The organism is Micromonospora sp. PLK6-60 (assembly GCF_019890675.1).
Classification (GTDB): Bacteria; Actinomycetota; Actinomycetes; order Mycobacteriales; family Micromonosporaceae; genus Micromonospora.
Map to the genome: position 1 here is coordinate 48,207 of NZ_JAIOAA010000003.1, position 25,590 is coordinate 73,796.

The 25,590-nt window shown below is 74.9% G+C and carries 22 protein-coding genes; 13 read left to right on the plus strand and 9 right to left on the minus strand.

The features are described 5' to 3' along the window. Nucleotides 1–43: 43 nt before the first annotated feature. The 4 genes from K7640_RS06460 to K7640_RS06475 all read right to left on the minus strand — a co-directional run bounded on the left by K7640_RS06460 (nt 44) and on the right by K7640_RS06475 (nt 3,432). Nucleotides 44–994, minus strand: a complete 951-nt coding sequence (locus K7640_RS06460) for a GNAT family N-acetyltransferase (RefSeq protein ID WP_222953795.1) — start codon at nt 992–994, stop codon at nt 44–46. Between the two features lie 66 nt (nt 995–1,060). Beyond that, nucleotides 1,061–1,813, minus strand: a complete 753-nt coding sequence (locus K7640_RS06465) for a hypothetical protein (protein ID WP_222953796.1) — start codon at nt 1,811–1,813, stop codon at nt 1,061–1,063. A gap of 34 nt (nt 1,814–1,847) precedes the next feature. Beyond that, the gene (locus tag K7640_RS06470; RefSeq protein WP_222953797.1) at nt 1,848–2,798 is read right to left on the minus strand and encodes a hypothetical protein; all 951 of its coding nucleotides are present in this window, start codon (nt 2,796–2,798) and stop codon (nt 1,848–1,850) included. Nucleotides 2,799–2,802: 4 nt separating this feature from the next. Next, nucleotides 2,803–3,432, minus strand: a complete 630-nt coding sequence (locus tag K7640_RS06475; protein ID WP_222953798.1) for an MBL fold metallo-hydrolase — start codon at nt 3,430–3,432, stop codon at nt 2,803–2,805. 115 nt (nt 3,433–3,547) lie between these two features. Here K7640_RS06475 and K7640_RS06480 point away from each other — a divergent pair, with 115 nt between their 5' ends. Then, entirely contained in the window at nt 3,548–4,522 is a 975-nt protein-coding gene (locus K7640_RS06480; RefSeq protein WP_222953799.1) for a DUF4349 domain-containing protein, read from the plus strand. On the opposite strand, the gene K7640_RS06485 is transcribed toward K7640_RS06480, so the two are convergent. Both K7640_RS06485 and K7640_RS06490 read right to left on the minus strand, forming a co-directional pair. Further along, nucleotides 4,479–5,738, minus strand: a complete 1,260-nt coding sequence (locus K7640_RS06485) for an amidohydrolase (RefSeq protein ID WP_222953800.1) — start codon at nt 5,736–5,738, stop codon at nt 4,479–4,481. The two genes, K7640_RS06480 and K7640_RS06485, sit on opposite strands and share 44 nt — an antisense overlap. A gap of 471 nt (nt 5,739–6,209) precedes the next feature. Further along, entirely contained in the window at nt 6,210–7,793 is a 1,584-nt protein-coding gene (locus tag K7640_RS06490) for a methylmalonyl-CoA mutase (RefSeq protein ID WP_222953801.1), read from the minus strand. Nucleotides 7,794–7,990: 197 nt separating this feature from the next. Between K7640_RS06490 and K7640_RS06495 the strand changes: the two genes are divergently transcribed. Continuing rightward, nucleotides 7,991–10,105, plus strand: coding sequence for a protein kinase (locus K7640_RS06495; RefSeq protein WP_222953802.1), 2,115 nt, complete (start codon nt 7,991–7,993; stop codon nt 10,103–10,105). 47 nt (nt 10,106–10,152) lie between these two features. Further along, the gene (locus K7640_RS06500) at nt 10,153–11,865 is read left to right on the plus strand and encodes a phospho-sugar mutase (protein WP_222953803.1); all 1,713 of its coding nucleotides are present in this window, start codon (nt 10,153–10,155) and stop codon (nt 11,863–11,865) included. A gap of 106 nt (nt 11,866–11,971) precedes the next feature. On the opposite strand, the gene K7640_RS06505 is transcribed toward K7640_RS06500, so the two are convergent. Next, complete coding sequence (locus K7640_RS06505) at nt 11,972–12,652, minus strand: GPP34 family phosphoprotein (RefSeq protein WP_222953804.1); 681 nt, start codon at nt 12,650–12,652, stop codon at nt 11,972–11,974. Between the two features lie 148 nt (nt 12,653–12,800). After that, nucleotides 12,801–13,433, minus strand: a complete 633-nt coding sequence (upp, locus tag K7640_RS06510) for a uracil phosphoribosyltransferase (RefSeq protein ID WP_222953805.1) — start codon at nt 13,431–13,433, stop codon at nt 12,801–12,803. A 136-nt stretch (nt 13,434–13,569) separates the two neighbouring features. Between upp and deoC the strand changes: the two genes are divergently transcribed. The 10 genes from deoC (at nt 13,570) to K7640_RS06560 (ending at nt 25,135) form a co-directional block, all read left to right on the plus strand. Then, nucleotides 13,570–14,529 (plus strand): deoxyribose-phosphate aldolase, encoded by a 960-nt coding sequence (gene deoC, locus K7640_RS06515; RefSeq protein ID WP_222953806.1) that lies wholly within the window; start codon nt 13,570–13,572, stop codon nt 14,527–14,529. Between the two features lie 5 nt (nt 14,530–14,534). Continuing rightward, entirely contained in the window at nt 14,535–15,965 is a 1,431-nt protein-coding gene (locus K7640_RS06520) for an aldehyde dehydrogenase family protein (protein WP_222953807.1), read from the plus strand. Then, nucleotides 15,958–16,782, plus strand: a complete 825-nt coding sequence (locus K7640_RS06525) for an aldehyde dehydrogenase family protein (protein WP_222953808.1) — start codon at nt 15,958–15,960, stop codon at nt 16,780–16,782. The genes K7640_RS06520 and K7640_RS06525 overlap by 8 nt, the downstream gene beginning before the upstream one ends. Nucleotides 16,783–17,152: 370 nt before the next feature. Beyond that, nucleotides 17,153–17,596: a BlaI/MecI/CopY family transcriptional regulator gene (locus K7640_RS06530; protein ID WP_222953809.1), complete on the plus strand. Its 444-nt coding sequence runs from the start codon at nt 17,153–17,155 to the stop codon at nt 17,594–17,596. A 10-nt stretch (nt 17,597–17,606) separates the two neighbouring features. After that, nucleotides 17,607–18,509: a M56 family metallopeptidase gene (locus K7640_RS06535; protein ID WP_222953810.1), complete on the plus strand. Its 903-nt coding sequence runs from the start codon at nt 17,607–17,609 to the stop codon at nt 18,507–18,509. Nucleotides 18,510–18,609: 100 nt separating this feature from the next. After that, the gene (locus K7640_RS06540) at nt 18,610–19,860 is read left to right on the plus strand and encodes a cytochrome ubiquinol oxidase subunit I (protein WP_222953811.1); all 1,251 of its coding nucleotides are present in this window, start codon (nt 18,610–18,612) and stop codon (nt 19,858–19,860) included. 11 nt (nt 19,861–19,871) lie between these two features. Next, a complete protein-coding gene (locus tag K7640_RS06545) occupies nt 19,872–20,879 on the plus strand; it encodes a cytochrome d ubiquinol oxidase subunit II (RefSeq protein ID WP_222953812.1) in 1,008 nt (335 codons plus the stop codon). After that, nucleotides 20,876–22,543 carry a thiol reductant ABC exporter subunit CydD gene (gene cydD, locus K7640_RS06550; protein ID WP_222953813.1) on the plus strand — a complete coding sequence of 556 codons (1,668 nt, stop codon included), beginning with the start codon at nt 20,876–20,878 and terminating at the stop codon, nt 22,541–22,543. The genes K7640_RS06545 and cydD overlap by 4 nt, the downstream gene beginning before the upstream one ends. Next, the gene (gene cydC / locus K7640_RS06555) at nt 22,540–24,390 is read left to right on the plus strand and encodes a thiol reductant ABC exporter subunit CydC (RefSeq protein WP_222953814.1); all 1,851 of its coding nucleotides are present in this window, start codon (nt 22,540–22,542) and stop codon (nt 24,388–24,390) included. The genes cydD and cydC overlap by 4 nt, the downstream gene beginning before the upstream one ends. A 70-nt stretch (nt 24,391–24,460) precedes the next feature. Continuing rightward, nucleotides 24,461–25,135, plus strand: coding sequence for a permease prefix domain 1-containing protein (locus K7640_RS06560; RefSeq protein WP_222953815.1), 675 nt, complete (start codon nt 24,461–24,463; stop codon nt 25,133–25,135). Between the two features lie 52 nt (nt 25,136–25,187). Here the strand turns inward: K7640_RS06560 and K7640_RS06565 are convergent, their stop codons facing one another. Next, a complete protein-coding gene (locus K7640_RS06565) occupies nt 25,188–25,526 on the minus strand; it encodes a PadR family transcriptional regulator (RefSeq protein ID WP_222953816.1) in 339 nt (112 codons plus the stop codon). Between the last annotated feature and the right edge of the window lie 64 nt (nt 25,527–25,590).

Genomic DNA, 25,590 nt, shown 5'->3' on the forward strand with positions numbered 1-25,590 from the left:
CCGCCGGGACCGCCCGTCCACCGGGCCCGACCGGCGTCGCGCATCACACACCGGCCGGCACCACCAGCTCGTACATGTCGACCGTCGAGGTCTCCCGTAGCCCCACCGAGCGGTACAGCGACAGCGCGGCCGTCGGGTTGGCCAGGTCCACGCCCAGCCCGGCGGTGGTCCGCCCCTTGACCGCGTACCGGGCGAAGGCGTGCCCCAGCAGGGCCCGGCCCACCCCACGACCCCGGTGCCCGGGCAGCACGGCCAGGCTCTTGACCCAGCCCTCGTCGCGGTCGGCGCCCTGGTCGGAGGAGCGCAGCACGCCGGCCGGCTCGCCGTCCACCTCGGCGACGAACCACTCGTCCCAGGAGGGGTCCGGGCCGATCCGCTCCCGCCAGGTGGCGAAGTCCCGGGGGTCGTGGTCGAGGGTGTCGGCGAAGGCGGTCTCGTAGATCCGGTGGAAGGTGCGCAGGTCGTCCTCGTCGTCGGGACGGACCGGCCGGACCAGCACGCCGGGCGGGATGACCGGCGGGTCGGCGGGCAGCGGGCGGCTCATCCGCACGTACCGCCTGGCGAAGGTGAAGCCGGCGTCGGCCAGGATCCGCCGCCACCGCTCCTCCGGCGGGCAGGCGGCGCAGCGCACCGTCAGCTCCGGCAGGCCGCGCCCGGCGGCCCGCTCGGCGACCCGGGCCAGCTGCCGGCGCAGCAGCGGTTCGCGCAGCTCCCGGCCGCGCTCCGGGTCGACGTACACCTCGACGAACTCGCGCCCCACCCCGGTCGGGTTGTCCAGGATCGCCCAGGCGACCACGTCGCCCGCCGGGTCCAGGCCCAGCCAGCTGTCCGCGGCCGGGTCGACGTGCGGGGCGGTCAGGCACTCGACCACGTCCTCGGCGGAGAAGTCCGGATACCCGATGGCGAACGTGTCGGCGGCATGCACCACCCGCAGGATCGCCGGTACGTCGTCGAGGGTCGGTCGGCGGGCCGTCCAGCCGGCGGGGAGCGTCACGGCCGGATCCTGTCAGCCGACCCGTCGCCCGCGCCACCCGATTCCGGCCCGCACCATCGGTGACGGTCAGGCCGCGAGGCCGGACCGGCGCAGGTGGGCCCGGGCGCCGGCCAGCAGCTCCAGCAGCTCGGCACCTTCACCGGGGCCGAGGGAGCGGAACGCGGTGGCGGCCAGCCGGTCGGTCACCGCCTCCGCCCAGAGCCGGCGCCGGACCAGCGGCCCGATCGGCGGGTACGGCGGCGGCCAGCCGCAGGCCGCCGCGCCGGCCTCCCCCTCCGGCCCGGCCAGCACCGCCTCCACCGGGGTCAGCCCGGCGGCCCGCACCGCCAGCAGGTACGCCCCCGCGAAGTGCTCGCGGAGCAGCAGCAGCCCGACGCCCGCCTGGGCGCCCGCCCCGCCCTGCGGCACCGGCATGGCCCGCCACGCGGCGAACAGCGGCATCCCGGTCGCGTCGGCGGCACCGGCGATCCGGTGCAGCAGCTCGGCCAGCCGGGCCGCCCCGGGCAGCAGGCCGAGCTGCTGGTCGCCCCAGCGGCAGCACTCGGCGAGGTTTGCCGCGGCCACCTCGACCGGCCGGACCGTACGCGCCGCCGCGTCCCAGCCGTCGGCGACCGCGTCGGGGGCGATGAAGCCCAGCGCGGCGGCCACCGTCTCGGCCCGCACGTCACCGAGCGCGCCGGCCCGGCTGGTGATGTAGAAGGCCCACCCGGAGATGCCCAGCAACCGGGCCCGCCGCAGCGTGGCCGGGCAGCGACTGAACAGGTCACCCAGCTCCAGCACCGCCGGCTTGCTGGCGGCGGCGATCTGCTCCGGGGTCATCCGGCCGCCCGCCCACCCTCGTCATCCATCGCGATCAGTGTGCCCGGTCGGCCCGGTCGCCGGCAGTCCCCTCTTCGGCCGTCAACTCCTCCAGCGCCGCCTCGACCTCGCCGGCCCGGCGGCGGGCCGCCGTCACGCCCCGTTCGGCGGCCCGGCGGGCCAGCTTGGCCCGGCTCAGGTCCTGTTCGGCGGCGGCCCGGCGGCGCTCCAGTTCGGCCAGCTCCGCCTCCAGGTCGGCGAGCAGCTCCGCGCCGTCCTGCTCGGCCGTCGCCGCGCCGGTCAGCTCCGCCTCGGCCCGCGCCAGGTCGCCGCGGGCCCGGTCCAGCTCCCGGTCCAGGGCCCGGCGCCGTTTCGCCCGTTCCGCGGCGGCCGCCCGCTCGGCCCGTTCGGCCGCCCGGTCCTGCGCCGGCCCGGCCGGTGCCGGCTCGGCCCGGGTCGCCGCCCGCGGGGGCGGTGGTTCCTCCTCCTCGGCGCCGGTGACCAGGCGCAGCTGCGGGCGCGGCACCTCGCCGAACCCGGCGTAGTGGGCCGCCCGCAGCAGCCGTCCCGAGCGGACCTGCTCGGCGACGTCGGCGTCGGAGAGCGCCGCGTTCAGGGTGGCCTCCACCTCGCCCAGCGGCAGCTTGCCGGCCGGCGGCGCGCCGGCGTCGGCGGCCAGCGCGCGCACCTCGGCCACCAGCGCGCCGACCACCGCCCGTCGCTGGGCGGAGAGTTCCCGCAGCCGGGGGCCGCGCAGTTCCCGCTGCGCCGAGCGCAGCGACTCGGCGAGCCGCACCAGGTCGGCCACCAGCTCCGGCCGGCGCAGGGCGAGCAGGTTGACCAGCCAGGCCGCCACGGTCGGCCGGCGCAGCCGGGCGATCTCCCGGGCGGCGGTCCGGTCACCGGCCTGGCGCGCCTCGGCGACGGCCGCGTCCCGGGCGGTGACGAACCGGTCGGGCGGCTCGGCGTAGAGCCGCTCGACCAGCTCACGGGAGGGGCCGGGCATGACCTCAGACGTCCAGCGAGGTGCCCGGGGCGAGCCGCTGGTAGTCGCTCCTGGACAGTGCGGCGTACTGCCGGTCGAGCACCGCGTAGCCCCGGTCGTTGAGCAGGCCGTCGTGCAGCGCGTACACCTTGCGCGGGGCGACCGCCCGGATGAAGTCGACCACCTCGGAGAACTTCGACCAGGGCGCGTGGATGGGCGCGAAGAGGGTGTCCACCTCGACGTCCGCCGGCACCTCCAGGGCGTCGCCCGGGTGGTACACGACGTCGTTCACCAGGTAGCCGAGGTTCTCCACCACCGGGATGTCGGGATGGATGACCGCGTGCCGCCCGCCGTACGCCCGGATCGGCACGCCCGCCGCGGTGAACGACGCGCCGGCCTCGACCGGGCTCAGCGCCGACGCCGCGTCGCCCAGCACGCCGGCGAGCGACGGGGGTCCGTGGATGACGAACGGCCGGCGGTCGAGCTGGCGGCCGACCGCCGCCACGTCGACGTGGTCCGGGTGCTCGTGCGTGATCAGCACCGCGTCCGCCCCGTCCAGCGCCACCGGGTCGCTGAACGTGCCGGGGTCGATGACCAGCACTCCCCCGTCGTGCTCGATCCGCAGGCAGGAATGGGCGTACTTGGTGAGGTGCACCGCGCCTCCTCGATTACCGAATCGTGACGTCCTCTGCGCAGTCTGCCGGAACCGGGGCCGTACCGCGCCGCGTCCGACCTATCGCCCCGACCGGGGCCACGGGGAAGGAGTGGAGATGGACGGACGGAGCGGACGACGCCGGGCGGCGCGGGCCGGGCTGGCGGCGGGTCTGGTCGCCCTGCTGCTCGGCGGCTGCGGCGCCGGCGCGAGCGACGAGGGGAACAGCGGCGCGGCCGACGGGGCGGCGGTCCCGGCGGAGGCTCCCGCCCGCGGGGACGCCCGGGCCGGGGCGGCGCCGGAGGTCGGTGGGCCGGCCGCCGACCAGGCGAAGGGGGGCGGCGCGCCGGACCTGCGGGTGGACCAGCGGGCCATCATCTACACCGGAACGATGCAGGTCCGGGTGGAGGACGTGGACTTCGCCGCCGGGCAGGCGGTGAGCATCGCCACGGCGGCCGGCGGGTTCGTCGGCGGCGACCAGCGGCAGAGCCGGGACACCGACACCCGGGCGGAGCTGCAACTGCGGGTGCCGGCGGAGAAGTTCACCCGGGTCGTCGACCAGCTGGCCGCGCTGGGCAAGCAGGACTCCCGGGAGGTACGCACGGAGGACGTCACCGAGGAGACCGTCGACCTGGACGCCCGGATCGCCAGCCAGCGGGCCCGGGTGGAGAGTGCCCGGAAGCTGCTCGCCCGGGCCACCACCATCAGCGATCTGGTGACGCTGGAGGGCGAGCTGGCCCGGCGGGAGGCCGACCTGGCGTCGCTGGAGGCGAAGAAGCGGCGGCTGGCCGACCTGACCGCCCTGTCCACCGTCACGGTGGCCTTCGTGCGGGCCGACGCCCCACCGGCGGCGAAGAGCGAGGCCGGCTTCCTGTCCGGGCTGCGCGACGGCTGGCACGCCCTGCTCGCCTCGCTGGGGGTGCTGCTCACCGTCCTGGGCGCGCTGCTGCCCTGGCTGGTCGTGCTCGGCGTACCGCTGGGGTTGCTGTTCGCGGGGCTGCGCCGGCGGCGGCGCCGGGCCGGGCCGCCGGCCGGACCGCAGCCGCCGGTCAGCGCACCTCAGCCAGTGCCCGCAGCGCGGTCTGCACCATGACGCGTACGCCGACCGCGATGGCCCGCTCGTCCACGTCGAACGAGGCGCGGTGCAGGTCGACGTTGGGGCCGGAGCGGCCCACCCCGAGCCGGGCGAGGGCGCCGGGGACGTGCTCCAGATACCAGGAGAAGTCCTCGCCGCCCATGCTCTGCGGGGTCTCGGCGACCCCCTCCGGCCCGAGCGCGGCGGCGGTGGCCGCGGTGAGCACTCCGATGGCCCGGCCGTCGTTGCAGACCGGCGGCCGGCCGCGCAGGTATTCCAGGTCCACCGTGGCGCCGGTCGGCGCGATCACGTCCCGGACCACCTGGGCGACGATCTTCGGCGCCTGCTCCCAGGTGTCGCGGTCCATCACCCGCAGGGTGCCGGAGGCGCACGCCTCGGAGGGGATGACGTTGTAGCGGGTGCCGGCCGACGCGTGGCCGAACACCAGCAGCAGCCCGCTGTTGGCCGGCACCCGCCGGCTCACCAGCGCGGGCACCTCGGTGATCAGCCGGCCCAGCGCGTCGACCAGGTCGACGGTCAGGTGCGGGCGGGCGGTGTGCCCGCCCGGGCCGGTCAGCCGCACGGTCACGTTGTCGGCGGCGGCGGTGATCGGACCGACCCGCAGGCCGACCTTGCCGACCGGCTGGTTGGGATCGCAGTGCAGGGCGAAGATCTGCGCCACGTCGTCCAGGCCGCCGGCCTCGATGACCTCCAGCGAGCCGCAGGGCAGGATCTCCTCGGCCGGCTGGAAGATGAGCCGGACCCGGCCGTCCAGCCGGCCGGTGTCGGCGAGCTGGGCGAGCAGCATGCCGACGCCGAGCAGCACCGCCGTGTGCACGTCGTGCCCGCAGGCGTGGCAGACGCCGTCCACCGTGGAGCGGTACGGCACGTCCTTGACGTCGGTCAGCGGCAGCGCGTCGATGTCGGCGCGCAGCGCGATCACCGGCCCGTCGGGGCGGCCGTCGATGTCGCAGATGACCCCGTTGCCCTTGGGCAGCATCCGGGGGGTCAGCCCGGCCAGGGAGAGCTCCCGCGCGATCAGCGCGGCGGTCTCGAACTCGTGGCCGGAGAGTTCCGGGTGCGAGTGGATGTGACGCCGGGTGGCGATGAGCCCTGGCTCCCGGAGCGCGAGCAGATGGTCGAGCTCGAAGGGCAGGGGCTGGGACCCGGACGGCGCCTCCGGCCAGGACGACGCCAGCTGGCTGCCCGCGGGCAGCGTCAACGCACTCGTCACGTCGAATTCTCGATCACTAGAAATGGATGGATCTTCGGGGAGGACAGCAGACAGCCTAGACCTCCGACGGTGACGCTGCGCAACCTCACTACGGTAGTGATCGGACCGCACAGCGTCACTTATGCCCTGGTGGGGGCGGTCGAATATCTGCGGGACAGCAGGTAGATCGCGGTCGAACGCCGTCATCTGCCCCCCACCTCCTACAACGCGTAACCGGCTCAGCGGCTACGAAATCCCCGTCGGCACCAGCGCCGCTGTTCCGAATTGTCGCATTCGTCGGTTCAATTAACCGCCGCTCCGACAATTCCCCGACAACGCTGAGCAGTCGGGCGGCTCCCGAGGGTGACATGGGCGCACCACGCGCGACCGGACACGCTGTCCGTTCCCGTCACCCGTTCGGGTTACCCGAATTCTTCCGGCCACACGCCTGCGCCGGATCGACCCGGCACCCACTCGGCACGACGGAAGAGGTCAGAACCGATCGGACGGGCGGTAGACGCCCCAGGTGTCGCGGAGCGTGCCGCAGACCTCACCGACCGTGGCCCGGGCCCGCAGCGCCGCCTTCATCGGGTGCAACACGTTGACGTCCCCCTCGGCCGCGGCCCGCAGCTCCGCAAGCGCCCGCTCGACCGCCCCGTTGTCCCGGTCGGCGCGCAGCTTCGCCAGCCGCTCCGCCTGGGCCGCCTCGATCGTCGGGTCCACCCGCAGCGGCTCGTACGGCTCCTCCTCGTCGATGGCGAAGCGGTTGAGCCCCACCACCACCCGCTCGCCCGAGTCGATCTCCTGCGCGATCCGGTACGCGGACTGCTCGATCTCCCGCTTCTGGAAGCCGGCCTCGATGGCGTCCACCGCGGAGCCGTGGTCGAAGACCCGGTCCATCAGGTCGTTCGCCGCCGCCTCGAGCTCGGCGGTCATCGCCTCCACCACGTACGACCCGGCGAACGGGTCCACGGTGTCGGTCAGGTCCGTCTCGTACGCCAGCACCTGCTGGGTGCGCAGCGCCAGCCGGGCGGCCTTCTCGGTGGGCAGGGCGATCGCCTCGTCGAAGCTGTTGGTGTGCAGCGACTGGGTGCCGCCGAGCACCGCGCCGAGCCCCTGGATCGCCACCCGGACCAGGTTCACCTCGGGCTGCTGGGCGGTGAGCTGCACGCCCGCCGTCTGGGTGTGGAACCGCAGCATCATCGACTTCGGATCCTTCGCGCCGAAGTCGTCGCGCATCAGCCGGGCCCAGATCCGCCGGGCGGCGCGGAACTTCGCCACCTCCTCCAGCAGCGTGGTCCGGGCGACGAAGAAGAACGACAGCCGGGGCGCGAAGTCGTCCACCGCCAGCCCGGCGGCGAGCGCCGCGCGAACGTACTCCACGCCGTTGGCCAGGGTGAACGCGATCTCCTGCGCGGGGGACGCGCCGGCCTCGGCCATGTGGTAGCCGGAGATGGAGATGGTGTTCCACTTCGGCACCTCGGCGCGGCAGTACGCGAAGGTGTCGGCCACCAGCCGCAGCGACGGCTTGGGCGGGAAGATGTACGTCCCCCGGGCGATGTACTCCTTCAGGATGTCGTTCTGGATGGTGCCGTTGAGCGCCGTGCCCGGCACCCCGTTCTCCTCGGCGACGAGCTGGTAGAGCAGCAGCAGCACCGAGCCGGGCGCGTTGATGGTCATCGAGGTGGAGACCTTGTCCAGCGGGATGCCGTCGAAGAGCAGCCGCATGTCCTCGATGGAGTCGATGGCGACGCCGACCTTGCCGACCTCGCCGTGCGCGATCGGGTCGTCGGAGTCGTACCCCATCTGGGTGGGCAGGTCGAAGGCGACCGACAGTCCCATCGTCCCGGCCCGCAACAACTGGTGGTAACGCGCGTTGGACTCGGTGGCGGTACCGAACCCGGCGTACTGCCGCATGGTCCACGGCCGGGAGGTGTACATGGTCGGGTAGACCCCGCGCGTGTACGGGAACTCCCCGGGCGCGCCCAGGCGGGACTCCAGCTCCCCCGGCAGGTCGGCCGCCGTGTAGACGGCCTTGATGGGGAAACCGGACTCGCTCGGACGCCGTTCGCTCATCCTCGGATGGTAGGACGCGGCCAGACATCGACGGGTGAGGGATACCGCACATCAGCAGCGGGAAGCCTGGTGAGTACGCGTGCGCGTACGGTCGAGTAGGTAATCGTCGGCCGCGTCGGGTTTCGCATCGGGCGTCGGAACCAGCAAGATAGGGGGGTTGTGTCCCAGCCCCCTCGATATCCCCCGGTGGCTTTTCAGTGACTCAGATCCCGACGTGGAGCGGCGGACCGGTCAGTCCCCCCAACGGACGCGCGGCACCCGGCACCACCATCGGTGGGCGCTACGAACTGCGCTCCGCGGTGGGCAACGGCGGCATGGGCACGGTCTGGCGTGCCACCGACACCCTGCTGCGGCGCGACGTGGCGGTCAAGGAGGTCGTGCTCCCGCCGGGGCTGGCCCCGAGCGACCGCGACGCGATGTACGAACGCACCCTGCGCGAGGCCCGGGCCGCCGCGGCCATCCAGCACCCGGCCGTGGTCCAGGTGTACGACGTGGTCACCGAGGGTGGCCGGCCGTGGATCGTGATGGAGCTGCTGGACGCGCGCAGCCTCGCCGACATGGTGATCGAGGACGGGCCGGTGGCGCCCCGCACCGTCGCCAAGATCGGCGTGGCGCTGCTCGGCGCGCTGGAGGTGGCGCACTCGATCGGTGTGCTGCACCGCGACGTCAAGCCCGCCAACGTGCTGATCTGCTCCGACGGTCGCTGCGTGCTCACCGACTTCGGGGTGGCCCGGATGCCGACCGACGTGCAGCTCACCACCCCCGGCATGGTCCTCGGCTCGCCGCACTTCATCTCCCCCGAGCGGGCGATGGGCCAGGACTTCGGGCCGCCGAGCGACCTGTTCTCGCTGGGCGTGACGCTGTTCACCGCGGTGGAGGGGCGGCCCCCGTTCGACAAGGGCGACCCGATCGAGACCATGCACGCCGTGGTGGAGGACCCGCCCGCCACGCCGCAGCGCAGCGGCCCGCTCACCCGGGTGCTGATGGGGCTGCTGGAGAAGGACCCGGCCCGCCGGCTCGACGTGCACACCGCCCGGGCGATGCTGCGGGAGCTGCTGGGCGGGGCGCTGGCCAGCAACGCGGTGGCGGTCAACTCGGTCACCGACCCGTACTCGGTGGTGCCGGTGCCGCGGGCGACCACGCCGCCGCCCGCGGCCCGGCCGGAGCCGAAGCCGACCGGCCAGATCGGCGGCCGGGCGATGATCGGCCCGGGTGAGTCGCTGACCGACCGGCTGTCCTCGCTGCGCCGCGGCGAACGCCCCGCCCCGGCCATCGGTGCCGGCCTGGAGGACACCAGCGCCGACGCGCTGGCCGGCCCGCTGCACACCCCCACCGGCGCGATGCCGCCGCCGGCCGCCGGCTGGGGCGCTGCGGACGCCACCCAGCGGATCGGCGCGGGCCAGGCCGACGCCACCCAGCGCATCAGTACCGGCCACCCGGACGCCACCCAGCGGATCGGCGGTCACCCCGACGCCACCCAGCGGATCGGCGCGGGCCACCCGGGGATCGGCGCGGGCCACCCCGACGCCACCCAGCGGGTCGGCGCCGGGTATCTGGACGCCACCCAGCCGGTGGCCGCCGGTTACGGCGGCAACCAGTGGTCGGTGCCGGGCACCGGCCAGCCGTGGACCGCCGCGCCGGCCACCGCCGCCGCTGGCGGGGCGGGCGCGGCGGACAAGCTCAAGGCCGCCGGCGGCAAACTGGTCGACACGGTCAAGGGCTGGCCGCGCAAGGTGCAGCTCGCCGCGGCCGGCGGCCTGGCGGTGCTGCTGATCGCGGTGATCGCGCTCTCCGCCGGCGGCGACGACAAGCCGCCCGCCAGCCCGCAGGCGATCCCGATCGAGGAGGACCCGGCGGCCGACCCGGGCGTCGAGCTGCAGGAAGTCTCGGTCAAGGGCGTCACCGTCAAGGTGCCGAAGGGCTGGCAGCGGCAGACCGGCGGCGTCTACGTCGACTTCGTGGACCCGGCGGACAGCAAGCGCAAGGTGCGCATCATCGCCGAGAAGTGGGGCGGCAGCAACCCGGTCGGCTGGGCGGAGGGCGCGTCCCGCAACCTGACCAAGAACAAGTCCTGCGCCAAGCCGTACAAGGAACTCTCGATCACCGAGAAGGAGCTGGCCGGCCGGCCGGCGGCCGAGCTGGAATACACCTGCGGCGAGGGCGAGACGATGCGGCACGGCATCTGGCGCGGCACGGTGAGCGGGGGCAAGGCCTACTCCTTCTACCTCTCCGCCAACGACCCGAAGTTCGCCGCGAGCAAGCCGATCTTCGACGCGATGGCAAAGTCGTGGCAGCTCACCGCGGCCAACTGAGCCAGGGCGAGGTGCGGTGGTGATCCGCCGTCGTGCTATCAAAAGGCATGACGGCGGACCCTACTGACATCGACGACCTTCGCGAGCAGGCCGGGCGTTGGCTCGACGACGACCCCGACCCGGCCAGCCGGGACGAGCTGCGCGCGGTGCTCGACCGGCTCCCGGCCAGCGGTGCGGAGCTGGCCGACCGGTTCGCCGGGCCGCTGACCTTCGGCACCGCCGGGCTGCGCGGCCCGCTGCGCGCCGGGCCGAACGGGATGAACCTGGCGGTGGTCACCCAGGCCGCCGCCGGCCTGGTCGCCTGGCTCGCCGCCGAGGGCGCGACCGGTCCGCTGGTGATCGGGTACGACGCCCGGCACGGTTCCCGCGAGTTCGCCGAGCGGACCGCCCAGGTCGCCACCGGCGCGGGCCGCCCGGCGCTGTTGCTGCCCCGCCCGCTGCCCACCCCCGTGCTCGCGTACGCGGTCCGGCGGCTGGACGCGGCGGCCGGGGTGATGGTGACCGCCAGCCACAACCCGCCGCAGGACAACGGCTACAAGGTCTACCTGGGCACCGGGCTCGGCGGTGAGCTGGGCGCGGGTGCGCAGATCGTGCCGCCGGCCGACGCCGGCATCGAGACCGCCATCCGGGCGGTTGGCCCGCTGGCCCAGGTGCCGCTCGGCCCGCCCGGCCAGGTGCTCGGCGACGACCTGGCGGTCTCGTACGTGGAACGGGCCGCCGCGGTGGTCGCGCCCGGCGGGCCGCGGGACCTCTCGGTGGCGTACACCCCGCTGCACGGGGTGGGCGCCAGCGTGCTCACCGCCGCCTTCGCCCGCGCCGGCTTCCCGGTGCCCGGCGTGGTGCCCGACCAGGCCGAGCCGGACCCGGCCTTCCCCACCGTGTCCTTCCCCAACCCGGAGGAGCCGGGGGCGGTGGACCGGCTGGTGGCGCTCGCCGAACGGACCGGCGCGGACCTGGCGATCGCCAACGACCCGGACGCGGACCGCTGCGCGGTGGCGGTACGCGACGCCGGCGCCCCGGTGGCGGGTGAGGTGGCCGGGCCGGGAAGCGCCGGGCCGGGCTGGCGGATGCTGCGCGGCGACGAGGTGGGCGCGCTGCTCGCCGACCACCTGATGCGGCGCGGGGTGCGCGGCCTGTACGCCACCACCATCGTGTCCTCGTCGCTGCTCCGGGCCATGTGCGAAGCCCGGGGCCTGCCGTACGACGAGACGCTCACCGGGTTCAAGTGGATCGTCCGGGCCGGCGGCGGCGCCCAGCCGCTGGTCTTCGGCTACGAGGAGGCGCTCGGCTACTGCGTGGCCCCGGAGCACGTCCGGGACAAGGACGGCATCACCGCCGCGCTGACCGTCGCCGAGCTGGCCGCCGAGCTGAAGGCGCACGGGCGCACGCTGACCGACCGGCTGGACGAGCTGGCCGCCGAGTTCGGCGTGCACCTCACCGACCAGCTCTCGGTACGCGTCGACGACCTGCGCGTGATCGCCGAGATGATGACCCGGGTCCGGGCGGCCACCCCGACCACGCTGCTCGGCGAGCCGGTCACCGAGACCCGGGACCTGCTGCCCGACGCCGACGTGGTGATCCTGCGTACGCCGGCGGCCCGGGTGGTGATCCGGCCCTCCGGCACCGAGCCGAAGCTCAAGGCGTACCTGGAGGTGGTGGAGCCGGTCGCGGACGGCGACGTCGCCGCGGCCCGGGGCCGGGCGCGCGCGGCCGTCGCTGCGCTGCGCACCGAGATCGCGGCGGCGCTCGGCCTGGAGTGACCCAGCCCGTCGGTTAGGAGGGGCCCCTTGTTAACACCTGGGGTGTTAACAAGGGGCCCCTCCTATACAAAATGCGTTAATAGGGGGCCCTTCCTTACACCTGTCCTTACTCCGGGCGCTTGCCGAGGGCGGCGTCGACGGCGTGGGCCAGCGCGGAGACCACCAGGCTGATCGAGGGCCGGACCACCGAGTCGTCCAGGCTGACCGTGCCGGCGAAGCCGGCGTTCGTGGCGATCTCCTCCAGCCGGCGCCGGGCGTCCGCCGCGGCCTCGCCGGTGAGGCCGAGCGCCGGCTCCATCCGCAGCACCGCGACCAGGGTGGCCAGCGCGGCGGTCCGCTCGTCGGGGAGCTGGCCGCTGGTCAGCGCCGCGGCCAGCCGGCGCCGGATGTCGACCTCCACCGAGGGGTCGGTGACCGGGTAGCGGTGCACGTGGATGAAGCCGAGTTCGGTCTCGTCGACGTCCCGGACCACGCCCCGCTCGCACAGGTCGCCGAGGATCCGGTCGCGCAGGCCGTGGCGCAGCCGCTGCACCCAGGACGACGGGGTGTGCGGGGTGTCCGCCGCGATCTTCGCCAGCACCTGGTCGGTCACCGGCTCACCGGTCGGCGTCGGGTCGGTCACCGCCAGGTTGCCGTCGGCGTACGCGATCCGGTTGGCCAGGGCCAGTTCCACCAGGACGGCCGCGGCCATGCCCAGGTCGAGACTGATCCGGGGCATGGTCGCCTTGCCGGTCTCGTCGTCGTAGGCAAGAAGCAGCAACTCTTCGGCGAGCGTGACACCACTCATGGCCCGAAACGCTAGCCCCTCCCCGCCCCCACCGGCCCCGCAACGCGCCCGCCGTCGGCCGATCATGGACGTGTGGCGCCGGGTTCCTGCCGTTCGGCACCCTTTGCGACGTACCACAACTCCATGATCGGCGCGCGGACGGGCGTGGTCAGAAGCGGGGCATGCCGCCGAACTGGCGGTCGCCCGCGTCACCGAGGCCGGGGACGATGAACATCTTGTCGTTCAGGCCCTCGTCGATGCTCGCCGTGACCAGGCGCAGCGGCAGGCCGGAACGCTCCAGGCGCTCGATGCCGACCGGGGCGGCCAGCACGCAGAGCACGGTGATCTCGGTGCAGCCCCGGTCGGCGAGCAGCCGGCAGCAGTGCTCCAGCGAGCCGCCGGTGGCCAGCATCGGGTCGAGCACCAGCACCGGCAGGCCGCTCAGGTCGCGGGGCAGCGACTCCATGTACGCCCGCGGCTCGAACGTCTCCTCGTCCCGGGCCAGGCCGACGAAGCCCATCGACGACTCGGGCAGCAGGCCGAGGGCGGCGTCGGCCATGCCGAGACCGGCCCGCAGCACCGGCACCAGCAGCGGCGGGTTCGCCAGCCGGGTGCCCTCGGTGGCGGTGACCGGGGTGTCGATCGGGTACTTCTCGACGGGGAAGGAGCGCGCGGCCTCGTACACCAGCATGGTGGTGAGTTCGCGCAGCGCGGCCCGGAACGACGGCGAGTCGGTCCGGGCATCCCGCATGGCGGTCAGCCGCGCCTGGGCGAGCGGGTGGTCAATGACGTGTACGTCCACGATCGCTCAACCTACCGGTCCCGGCCCCCGAAGACGGCAGGTGCTCGGTGACCAGCGACGCCGCTCACGTGTGACGCTCACGTCCGGCCGTCGGTGACCAAGATCACATGACTCGCGGGTGCGTACTATTCGGGGCATGACGGCGACAGCGACGTCGGCCCGGTCGGACCTCTCCGAGCTGGGACGATCCGAGACCGCTCTGCGGACCTTCCTCCACGGCCTACCGGGCGTGGACCAGGTCGGCGCGGAGCAGCGGGCGGCACAGCTCGGCACCCGCTCCATCAAGACCACCGCCAAGGCCGAGGCCATCGACCTGGCGATCCGGATGGTCGACCTGACCACCCTGGAAGGGGCCGACACCCCCGGCAAGGTACGGGCGCTGGCCGCCAAGGCGCTGCGCCCCGACCCGGCCGACCCGTCCTGCCCGCACGTCGGCGCGGTCTGCGTCTACCCGGCGATGGTCCCGTACGTGGCCGAGGTGCTGGCCGGTAGTGGTGTGCACCTGGCCAGCGTGGCGACCGCCTTCCCGTCGGGCCAGGCCCCGCTGGAGATCAAGCTGACCGACGTCCGGGCGGCCGTCGAGGCGGGTGCCGACGAGATCGACATGGTGATCAACCGGGGCGCGTTCCTGGCCGGGCGCTACTCGGAGGTCTACGACGAGATCGTCGCCACCAAGGAGGCGTGCGGGGACGCCCACCTCAAGGTGATCCTGGAGACCGGCGAGCTGGCCACCTACGACAACGTGCGGCGCGCCTCCTGGCTGGCCATGCTGGCCGGCGGCGACTTCATCAAGACCTCCACCGGCAAGGTCCCGGTCGCGGCCACCCTGCCGGTGACCCTGGTGATGCTGGAGGCGGTTCGCGACTTCCGCGCCGCCACCGGCCGGCAGGTCGGCGTGAAGCCGGCCGGCGGCATCAAGAACACCAAGGACGCGATCAAGTACCTGGTCATGGTCAACGAGACCGTCGGCCCGGACTGGCTGGACCCGGACTGGTTCCGGTTCGGCGCGTCCAGCCTGCTGAACGACCTGCTGATGCAGCGCACCAAGCTGACGACCGGCGTCTACGCCGGCCCCGACTACTTCACCCTGGACTGAGCGCGATGTTCGAATACGCCCCCGCCCCCGAGTCGCGCGCCATCGTCGACCTCCGGCCCTCCTACGGCCTGTTCGTCGACGGCGAGTTCGTCGACCCGACCGACGGCGGCAGCTTCAAGTCGATCAACCCCGCCTCCGAGGAGGTCCTCGCCGAGGTCGCCGAGGGCGGCAGCGCGGACGTCGACCGCGCGGTCCGCGCCGCCCGCCGGGCGTACGAGCAGGTCTGGGGCCCGATGCCGGGCCGGGACCGGGCCAAGTACCTGTTCCGGATCGCCCGGCTCATCCAGGAGCGCTCCCGCGAGCTGGCCGTGCTGGAGTCGCTTGACAACGGCAAGCCGATCCGGGAGTCCCGGGACGTCGACCTGCCGCTGGTCGCCGCGCACTTCTTCTACTACGCCGGCTGGGCCGACAAGCTGGAGCACGCCGGCTTCGGTGCGAACCCGAAGGCGCTCGGGGTGGCCGCGCAGGTCATCCCGTGGAACTTCCCGCTGCTGATGCTGGCCTGGAAGATCGCCCCCGCCCTCGCGGCGGGCAACACGGTGGTGCTGAAGCCGGCCGAGACCACCCCGCTGACCGCGCTGCTCTTCGCCGAGATCTGCCAGCAGGCCGACCTGCCGGCCGGCGTCGTCAACATCGTCACCGGTGCGGGCGAGACCGGCCGCACGCTGGTCGAGCACCCGGGCGTGGACAAGGTCGCCTTCACCGGCTCCACCGGCGTCGGCAAGGCCATCGCCCGCGCGGTCGCCGGCACCCGCAAGAAGCTCACCCTGGAGCTGGGCGGCAAGGCCGCCAACATCGTCTTCGACGACGCCCCGGTCGACCAGGCCGTCGAGGGCATCGTCAACGGCATCTTCTTCAACCAGGGGCACGTCTGCTGCGCCGGCTCCCGGCTGCTGGTCCAGGAGTCCGTCGCCGAGCAGGTGCTGGAGTCGCTGAAGCGGCGGATGGCCCGGCTGCGGGTCGGCGACCCGCTGGACAAGAACACCGACATCGGCGCGATCAACTCGGCCGCCCAGCTGGCCCGGATCACCGAGCTGTCGGACGCCGGGGCCGCCGAGGGCGCCGAGCGCTGGTCGCCCGCCTGCGAGCTGCCCGAGCGGGGATTCTGGTTCGCGCCGACCATCTTCACCGGGGTCACCCAGGCACACCGGATCGCCCGGGAGGAGATCTTCGGCCCGGTGCTCTCCGTGCTGACCTTCCGCACCCCGGCCGAGGCCGTCGAGAAGGCCAACAACACCCCGTACGGGCTGTCGGCCGGGATCTGGACCGACAAGGGCTCCCGGATCCTGTGGATGGCCGACCGGCTGCGTGCCGGCGTGGTCTGGGCCAACACGTTCAACAAGTTCGACCCGACCTCGCCGTTCGGCGGCTACAAGGAGTCGGGCTACGGTCGCGAGGGCGGCCGGCAGGGGCTGGAGGCGTACCTCAATGTCTGAGCGGGTCGCGGTACGCAAGACGTACAAGCTCTTCATCGGCGGGAAGTTCCCGCGCAGCGAGTCGGGACGGTCGTATCTCGTGCAGGACTCCAACGTCTCCCTGGCCTCCCGCAAGGACGCGCGGGACGCCGTGGTCGCCGCCCGCGCCGCCGTCAAGGGCTGGGCCGGGGCGACCGCGTACAACCGCGGGCAGATCCTCTACCGGGTCGCCGAGATGCTGGAGGGCCGGCGCGAGCAGTTCGTGGCGCTGGGCGTGCCGGCCGACGAGGTCGACGCGGCGATCGACCGCTGGGTCTGGTACGCGGGCTGGTCCGACAAGCTCCCGCAGGTCTACGGCGGGGCGAACCCGGTCGCCGGGCCGTACTTCAACCTGTCCGCCCCGGAGCCGACCGGCGTGGTGGCCGTGGTGGCCCCCGAGGCGCCGGCGCTGCTCGGCCTGGTCAGCGTGATCGCCCCGGCGATCGTCACCGGCAACACCGTGGTGGTGGCCGCCTCCCCGGCCGCCCCGCTCGCGGCGGTGACCCTGGCCGAGGTGCTGGCCACCTCCGACCTGCCGGGCGGGGTGGTCAACATCCTCACCGGCAAGCTGACCGAGACCGTGCCGACGCTGGCCAGTCACATGGACGTCAACGCCATCGACCTGACCGGGGTGACCGACGCCGAGCTGGCGACCGAGCTGGAGGTCAAGGCGGCGGAGAACCTCAAGCGGGTCCTCCGCCCCGCGCCGGCCGACCACGACTGGTCGGCTGATCCCGGGGTGACCCGGATGACGGTCCTGCTGGAGACGAAGACCGTCTGGCACCCGAAGGGTGTTTGAGCTGCTCGTTGTGGGGATTTCCGGGGGAGCCCCACCCACTCCGGGCGGTCAGGCTTGATCCCTCCGCGGGCGGGGCTCCCCCGAAACCCTCGGTGGGCCTGGTCCGCGCGGGGGTTACGGCTTGCTGGTGTACGCCCAGCGTCGGGTCCTCCTGCCTGCGGGCTGCCGGTGCCGGCGTCCCTTCTCTGACGAGCGTCCTTACCGGCGCAAGATCCGCGCAGCTTCATGGAAAGAGTGGTCTCCGCCAGGGCGGAGGCCACTCTTTCCATGTAGTTGGCCCCTCCGGGGTCAGGGTTGGCCCCGGGACGGGCGGCGTCCGGTCCTTCGGGCGGGACGGGGTGGGGTCTACTACGGGGGGTAGGATTGGGGGGTGACTCGGTTGGGGGAGCTTGAGCGTGCGGTGATGGACGTGCTGTGGGACTCGGTGCCCGGCACGTCGGACGGGGTGACCGTGCGCGAGGTCGCCGACGCCCTGCGCGGGCGGGAGCTGGCGTACACCACGGTGATGACCGTGCTGGACCGGCTCGCCGGCAAGGGCATGGTGCAGCGCGAGCGCGAGGGGCGGGCCTGGCGTTACCGGGCTGCGGCCAGCCGCGAGGCGCACATCGCCCAGCTGATGCTCGACGCGTTGGATCTCGGCGGCAGCCGGGACGCGGCGCTGGTCCGCTTCGCCCGCTCGGTGACCGGCACGGAGGCCGACGTGCTGCGCGCGGCGCTGGGCGACGAGGCCGATGGCGCGGCCGGGCTGACCGACCGGATCGAGGACCCGCGCGCCGGCCGGGCGCGCGCCGCCGACGAGGCGACGGACCGGTAGGGCGGCCGCCATGGCGTACGCCGTGCACTTCGCCGCGACCATCCTGGCCTGCTGGCTGACCGCGCAGTTCCTCTCCGCCACCTGGACCTGGCGGGCGCCCCGGGTGGCGATCCTCTGCTGGCAGGCGGTCGGGTTGGCGCTCGGCCTGTCCGCGATGGGCCTGCCGATGGCGCTCGGCCTGGCCGCGTACGACCGGCCCACCGGCAGCGCGCTGGTCGCCCTCGCCGACGACCTGGCGCACGGCGCCCTGCCCCCCGGGCTGGGCGTGGCGCACCTGGTCGGGGTCGGGGTCGGCTTCGGCATCGGCGCGGTGCTGCTCACCACGACCGTGCGCAGCGTCCACGGCACGGTCCGGGCCCAGCGCCGGCACCGGGACCTGCTGACCCTGGTGGCCCGCCAGGACCCGACCGTGCCCGGGGCGCTGGTGCTCGACCATCCGAGCGCGGCGGCGTACTGCCTGCCGGGGGTGCGGCCCCGGGTGGTGGTCAGCGCGGGCACGCTCAGCCTGCTCGACCGGGCGGAGCTGGCGGCGGTGCTCACCCACGAGCGGGCGCACGCCCAGGAGCGGCACGACCTGGTGCTGCTGCCGTTCACCGCGCTGCGCCGGGCGCTGCCCTGGTTCGGCTGGGTCGCCGACGCGTACGAGCGGGTGGCCCTGCTGGTCGAGATGCGCGCCGACGACAAGGCCCGCGAGCTGCACGCCGAGGCGCCGCTGGCCGGTGCGCTGCGCCGCTTCGCCGCCTGCGACAACCGGATCACCCCGCACGGCGCGCTCGGCGTCGGCGACCGCGACCTCGACGTACGGGTGCAGCGCCTGCTGGTGGCCGACCGGCCGCCGCGGCTGATCGGGGCGACCGCGCTGGCCGTCGCCAGCACCCTGGTCGCGCTGCCGATCTCGCTCTTCCTCAGCTGACCCCGGGCCCCGGGTGTCTCGTGCACGACGGCGGCCCGATAGGTAGAAACGCTACGTGTAGGATCGCTATGACAAGCGAGCCAACCCCTGGAGAGCGGTCATGGACACCCTGCTCCTCGCGCGCCTGCAGTTCGCCACCACCACCTCGATCCACTTCCTCTTCGTCGTGGTCACCCTGGGGCTGGTCACCCTGCTGGTCGGGTTGCAGACCGCCTGGTTCCTCACCGGCAACCCCAAGTGGGAGCGGCTCACCCGGTTCTGGGGCCAGCTCTACGTGATCAACTACGTGCTCGGCATCGCCAGCGGGATCGTGATGGAGTTCCAGTTCGGCCTGAACTGGAGCGGCCTGTCGCGCTACGTCGGCAACGTCTTCGGCGCCCCGCTCGCCATCGAGACGCTTGTGGCGTTCTTCCTGGAGTCCACGTTCCTCGGCATGTGGATCTTCGGTTGGCACCGGCTGCGCCGTGGGGTGCACCTCGCGCTGCTGTGCGGGGTCGCGCTTACCGCGTACGCCTCGGCCTTCTGGATCATGGTGGCCAACGCCTGGTTGCAGCACCCGGTCGGCTACCAGGTCCGCGACGGGATCGCCCACCTCACCGACTTCTCCGCGCTGCTGACCAACCCCACCCTCGGCATGGCCTTCGGGCACGTGGTCGCCGCGTCGCTGCTCACCGGCGGGATGCTGATGGCCGCGGTCAGCGCCGGGCACCTGCTCCGGCGCACCCCCGACTTCCTGCTCTTCCGCACCTCGCTGCGGATCGGGCTGGTCGTCTCCGCGCTCTCCATCTCGCTGGTCCAGGGCTTCGGCTTCGCCCAGTTCGGGCCGGTCGGGCAGGTGCAGCCGGCCAAGTTCGGCGGCGGCCCCGAGCGGGACGCGCAGATCGCCGAGTGGACCGCCCAGTTCGGCCCCGGCGACTACACGCCGCCGACGCTCGCCAGCGTCGGGCTGGGCTTCATGATCCTGATCGGGTTCGGCCTGGGCTGCCTCTGGCTGCTGCTGCCGCTGCTCTGGCGGGATCTGATCATCCGCTGGCGGTTCCCGCTCTGGCTGCTCCTGCTCGCCCTGCCGCTGCCCTTCGGCACGGTGATCCTCGGCTGGCTCGCCCGCGAGGTGGGCCGCCAGCCCTGGGTCGCGTACGGGCTGCTCCCCACCGAGCGGGCCGTCTCCGCCGTACCCGCGGGCGTGATGCTCGCCTCGCTGATCGGCTTCAGCCTGCTGCTCGGCGCGCTCGCCGTCACCAACTGGGTGCTGCTCGCCCGGGCCGCCGCCCGCGGCGCCGCCGACCCGGCCCTGGGCCGACCGCCCGCGCCGGAGGCCGACGACACCCCCCGCCAACCCGTGCTCGCCTGAGGGAGACCACCGTGGAACTCGCCTGGTACGCCCTGCTCGGCCTCTTCTTCGCCAGCTATTTCGTGCTGGGCGGCCTCGACTACGGCGTCGGCCTGCTGCTCGCCCGGGGCGGCACCCCCGCCGCCCGGCGCGACGCGCTCACCGCGCTCGGCCCGTTCTTCCTCGGCAACGAGGTGTGGCTGGTGGCAGCGGTCGGCATCCTCTTCGGCGCCTTCCCCACGTTGGAGGGCGAGCTGCTCTCCGGCTACTACCCGGCCGTGGTCGGCGCGCTGGCCGGGGTGATCCTGGTGACCGCCGGGGTCCAGCTGCGCAGCCGCCCGGCCACGGCCGGTGCCCGGGCCGGCTGGGACCGGGTGGTGGTGGTCGGCAGCCTGCTCGCCGCGCTCGGCTGGGGCGCCCTGCTCGGCGGGCTGCTCCAGGGGCTGCCGCTGACCGCCGACGGCCACGTCACCGGGGTCGGTCACCTGTTCACCCCGTTCGTCGCCGCCGCCGGGCTCGCCATGGCCGCGCTGGTCGCGCTGCACGGTGCGACGTTCCTCACCCTCCGGCTGCCGCCCGCCGCCGGGGCGGCGACCGCGCGGCTGGCCCGCCGGCTGGTTCCGGTGGCCCTCGCCGCGGTCGGCACGGCCACCGTCGTCGGCCTGCTCTCCGATCGGGTACGCGCCGCCGCGCAGCAGCCGGTCGCCGCCGTACTCCTGCCGTCGGCGCTGGTCGCGGCGCTGCTGGTGGCCCGCGCGGCGCTCGCCCGGCGGCGGCCGGGGTGGGCCTTCGCCGCCACCTGCGCGGCGCTGGCCCTGCCGGTGCTCCTGGTCGGGGCGGCCCGGTGGCCCTACGCGCTGGTCTCCGGCACCGACCCGGCGGCCGGGCTGACCGTGGCCGACGCGGCGGCCAGCACCCCCACCCTGCGGCTGCTGGGCTGGCTCGTGCTGCCGCTCGTGCCGGCCCTACTAGGCTTCCAGGCGATGTGCTGGTGGGTTTTCCGGGGACGGATCGACGGCAGGGCACCGGTGTACTGGTGAACCGCCGCCCGTTCGACCCGCGTCTGCTGCGCCGGGTCCCCGCGGCCCGGCGCGACCTCGCCGTGCTCGCCGCACTGGGCGGGCTGACCGCGCTGGTCATCGTCGGGCAGGCGACCGCGCTGGCCGCGCTGCTGGCGACCGCGATCGACGGGCGGCTGGACCGGCCGGCGCTTGCCGGTTTCCTCGCCGCGGTGGCGGCCCGGGGGGCGCTCACCTGGGCCCAGGGCACGGTGGCGGCGCGGGCGGCGGCGACGGTGAAGGCCGCCCTGCGGGTCGAGCTGCTCGGCGCGGTGGGGGCGCACGGGCCGGCCTGGGTCGCCGGGCAGCGGGCCGGGCAGCTCGCCACGCTGGCCGGACGTGGGCTGGACGCACTGGACGCCTACTTCACCGGCTACCTGCCGCAGCTGGTGCTCAGCGTCACCGTCCCGCTGGCCGTGCTGGCCCGGGTCGGGCTGGCCGACTGGAGCTCGGCGCTGATCATCGCGCTCACCCTCCCGCTGATCCCGATCTTCGGTGCCCTGCTCGGCTGGCAGGCGCAGGCGGCCACCGCACGGCAGTGGCGACGGCTGGCCCTGCTCGGCGGGCACTTCCTGGACATGGTGGCCGGGCTGGCCACGCTGCGCGCCTTCGGCCGGGCCCGCAACCAGGTCGAGGTGGTCCGCCGGATGGCCGACGGGCACCGCGCCGCCACCATGCGTACGCTGCGCATCGCCTTCCTCTCCGCGCTGGTGCTGGAGCTGGTCGCCACCCTGTCGGTGGCGCTGGTCGCGGTCCCGGTCGGCATCCGGCTGCTCGGCGGTGGCCTCACCCTCTCCACCGCGCTGCTGGTGCTGCTGCTCACCCCCGAGGCGTACCTGCCGCTGCGGGCGGCCGGCAGCCGGTTCCACGCCAGCATGGAGGGGCTGACCGCGCTGGACGAGGCGCTCACCGTCACCGAAACCCCGGCCGCCGCGCGACCCGGCCCGCCGGCCCCCGCGCCCACCGGCCGCGGCGAGATCCGGTTCGAGGCGGTGACCGTCGAGTACGAGCGGACCACCGCCCTGCGCGACGTCACGCTGACCATCCGCCCCGGCGAGCGGATCGCCGTCATCGGCCCCAGCGGCGCCGGCAAGAGCACCCTGCTCGGCCTGCTGCTGGGCTTCGTCACCCCGACCAGCGGCCGGGTCACCGTGGACGGGGTGGACCTGGCCGGCGTCGACCCGGACGCCTGGCGGCGCCGGCTGGCCTGGGTGCCGCAGCGGGCCCACCTCTTCGCCGCCTCGCTCGCCGACAACATCACCCTCGGCGCGCCGGACACCCCGCCGTCCGCGCTCGCCGGGGCGGTCCGCGACGCGGCGCTGGACGAGGTGGTCAACGCCCTGCCCGACGGGCTGGACACGGTGCTCGGGGAGCGCGGGCACGGCCTGTCCAGCGGCCAGCGGCAGCGGGTGGCCCTGGCCCGGGCCTTCCTGCGGGACGCCCCGGTGGTGCTGCTGGACGAGCCGACCGCCCGGCTGGACTCGGCCAGCGAGGCGGTCGTGCTGGCCGCCACCCGGCGGCTGGTCGCGGGGCGCACCGCGCTGCTGGTGGCGCACCGGCCGGCGCTGCTGACCGACGCCGACCGGATCATCCGGATCGAGGACGGCCGGCTCACCGAGCTGACCCCGGCCGGGGTGCGGCCGTGACCGGGCCCGGCACCGGGCAGGGCGCGGCCGGGACCGGGCGGGCGTCCGCGGAGCGGGCGGTGCTCCGGTTGGCCCGGCCCTACCTGGGCCGGCTGGTCGGCGCGGGGCTGCTCGCCACCGCCACCGAGCTGGCCGGGCTGGCCCTGATGGCCACCGCCACCTGGCTGCTGATGAGCGCCGCCGGGCAGCCCCCGCTGGACCGGCTGACCGTGGCCATCGTCGCGGTCCGGGCGCTGGCGATCGGCCGGGGCGTGTTCCGCTACACCGAGCGGCTGGCCGGGCACGACGCCGTGCTTCGCCTGATCACCGACGTGCGGGCCCGGGTGTTCGCCACGCTGGCCGCCGAGCGGGGGCCGGCCCGGCGCACCGGGGACACGCTCAGCCGGCTGGTCTCCGACGTGGAGGCCGTGCAGGATCTGCTGCTCCGGGTGCTCGTGCCGGGAGCCGCCGCCGCGCTGGTCGGGGTGCTCGCGGTCGCCGGGACGGCGCTGGTGTCCGGGCCGGCGGCCGGGGTGCTCGCCGCCGGGCTGCTGCTCGCCGGCGTCGTGCTGCCGCTGCTGGCGACCCGGTTGACCCGGCGCAGCGCCGACGAGGTGGCCCCGCTGCGCGGCGCGCTCGCCGGGGACGCGGTCGACCTCACCCACGGCGCCGCCGACCTGGCCGCGTTCGGCGCGACCGGGGCGGCGCTGCGGACGGCCCGGGGCCGCGCCGACCGGCTCGCCCGGCTGGAACGGCGGCTCGCCGCGACCGGCTTCGCGGTGGACGCCGCCGGGGTGCTGCTCGCCGGCCTCACGGCCGGCGCGGTGGTGCTGGTGGCGCTGCGCGCCGGGGTGGGCGGCGTGCTGATCGGCGTGCTCGCCGTCGGCACCCTCGCCGCCGTCGAGATCGCCCTGGCCCTGGTCGGCGCCGCCCGCCAGCACACCCTGCTCCGGGCCGGCCTGGACCGGGTCGCCGCGCTGCTCACCGCGCCGGTGTCCGGGGAGACCGCCGCGCCCACGGCGACCGCACCGCCCGCGCCCGGGCAGCCCGCCGCACCCGGGGCCGCGCCGGCACCCGGGGAGACCGGGGCCGCCGTCGGCGGCGGTCCGCACCACCTCCGGCTGGCCGGGGTGACGGTCCGGTACCGGGCGGGCGCCGCCCCCGCCCTCGACGGGGTGGACCTCGACCTGCCGGCCGGGCGGCGGGTGGCCGTGGTGGGCCCGAGCGGCGCCGGCAAGAGCACCCTGACCGCCGTGGTGACCGGCGCCGTCACCCCGGCTGCCGGCCGGGTCACGCTGGACGGCGCCGAGCTGTCCGGGTACGCCGCCGAGGAGCTGCCCCGGGCGGTCGGCGGCCTGCTCGCCGAGGCGTACGTCTTCCACGCCACCGTGCGGGAGAACCTGCTGCTCGGCCGCCCCGACGCCACCGACGAGGAGCTGACCGCCGCGGCCCGCGCCGCCGGCCTGCTCGACTGGGTACGCGCCCAGCCGCACGGCTGGGACACCGTGGTGGGTGAGGAGGGCGGGCAGCTCTCCGGCGGGCAGCGGCAACGGCTCGCGCTGGCCCGGGCGGTGCTGGCCGCGCCCGGTGTGCTGGTGCTGGACGAGCCGACCGAGGGGCTGGACCCGGCCGCCGCCGACGCCGTGCTCGCCTCGGTGCTGGACGCCACCCCGGCCGGGCACTCGGTGCTGCTGATCAGCCACCGGCTCAGCGGCCTGGCCGGCTTCGACGAGATCGTGGTGCTGGACGCCGGGCGGGTGATCCAGCGCGGCCGGCACGCCGACCTCGCCGCCGCCGCCGGTTGGTACCGGGACCAGTGGCTGCTCCAGGAGGCGGCCGAACGGGGCTACCTGGCGCTCCGCCCCTGAGCCCGGTTGAGGGACGGCACCGGGGATTTCCCGGACCCCACGCCGGCCCCGCTCGTGGCAGGGTGGGCGCATGCGTGGCGTTGACGGGGCCCAGGTGGAGGCCCACCTGCGGAATCTGGACGTCCGGCTGCACGGCCCCGCCCGGTCGAAGGCGGAGCTGCTCACCGAGGCCCGGCACGCGCTGTGGGACGCGGTCGAGGCGTACCAGGCGGACGGGCTGTCGGGGCCGGACGCCGAGCGCCGGGCGGTCGACGAGTTCGGCAGCCCGGCCGAGCTGGTCCCGGCGTACCAGGCCGAGCTGGCCGCGGGCGCGCTGCGCGGCCTGGCCGTACGCGGGCTGGTGGTCGCCGCGGTGCTCATCGTCGCCGGCGACCTCACCTGGCAGGGGTCGAGCTGGAGCCAGGACGGCCCGCGACCGCCGGCCGGCTACCTGCTCCTCTCCGCCTCGGTGAACTGGATCTGGGCCGGCGTGGCGCTGCTCGCGGTGGTCGGCCTGCTGGCGCTCGCCGGGGCCGCCCGGCGGGGCCGTCCCGGGCTGCCGCCGGCCGCGCGGCTGGCGGGCCTGGGCATGACCGGTCTGCTCGCGGTGGGCGCGGTGACCGGCTGCGCGCTGTACGCCTGGTCGCTGAACCTCTGGGACGCCGCGCTGACCTGGCCCCCGATGATCGTCGGGCTGGTCGCCGGCGGGGCGGCCTGGTTCAGCCTGGGCCGCGCGGCCCGCACCTGGCTGCTCGCCACCCGCTGACCGGGCCCGAACGGCGGCGCACCGCGGGTGGTCACGCCGGGCCGGCCACGGATCAGGCCGGGGCCGGTGGTTGGTCGGGGCCGAGGAAGCGGCCGACGGTGGAGCTGAACTCCCGCCAGCCGGTCCGCTCGCCGGCCAGCGCCCGGCCGCCCGCGTCGGTCAGCTGGTACGTGCGGCGCTCCCGGCCGTTCACCGTGCTCCACGAACTCGCCACGTATCCGGCGCGTTCCAGCCGGCGCAGGGCCGGATAGATGGTGCCGGTCGGCAGGTCCAGCGCACCGCCGCTGCGCACGCGCAGCGCCTCGATGATCGCGTAGCCGTGCAGCGCGCCCCGCTCCAGCACGGCGAGCAGCAGCGCATCGAGGTGTCCGTGCAGCGCCTGGGCCTTCATAGGTAGCAACGCTACTTGTCGGCAGGCGGGAGCGCTACCGGGGTGCGGCTCCGCTTCCCCGGAC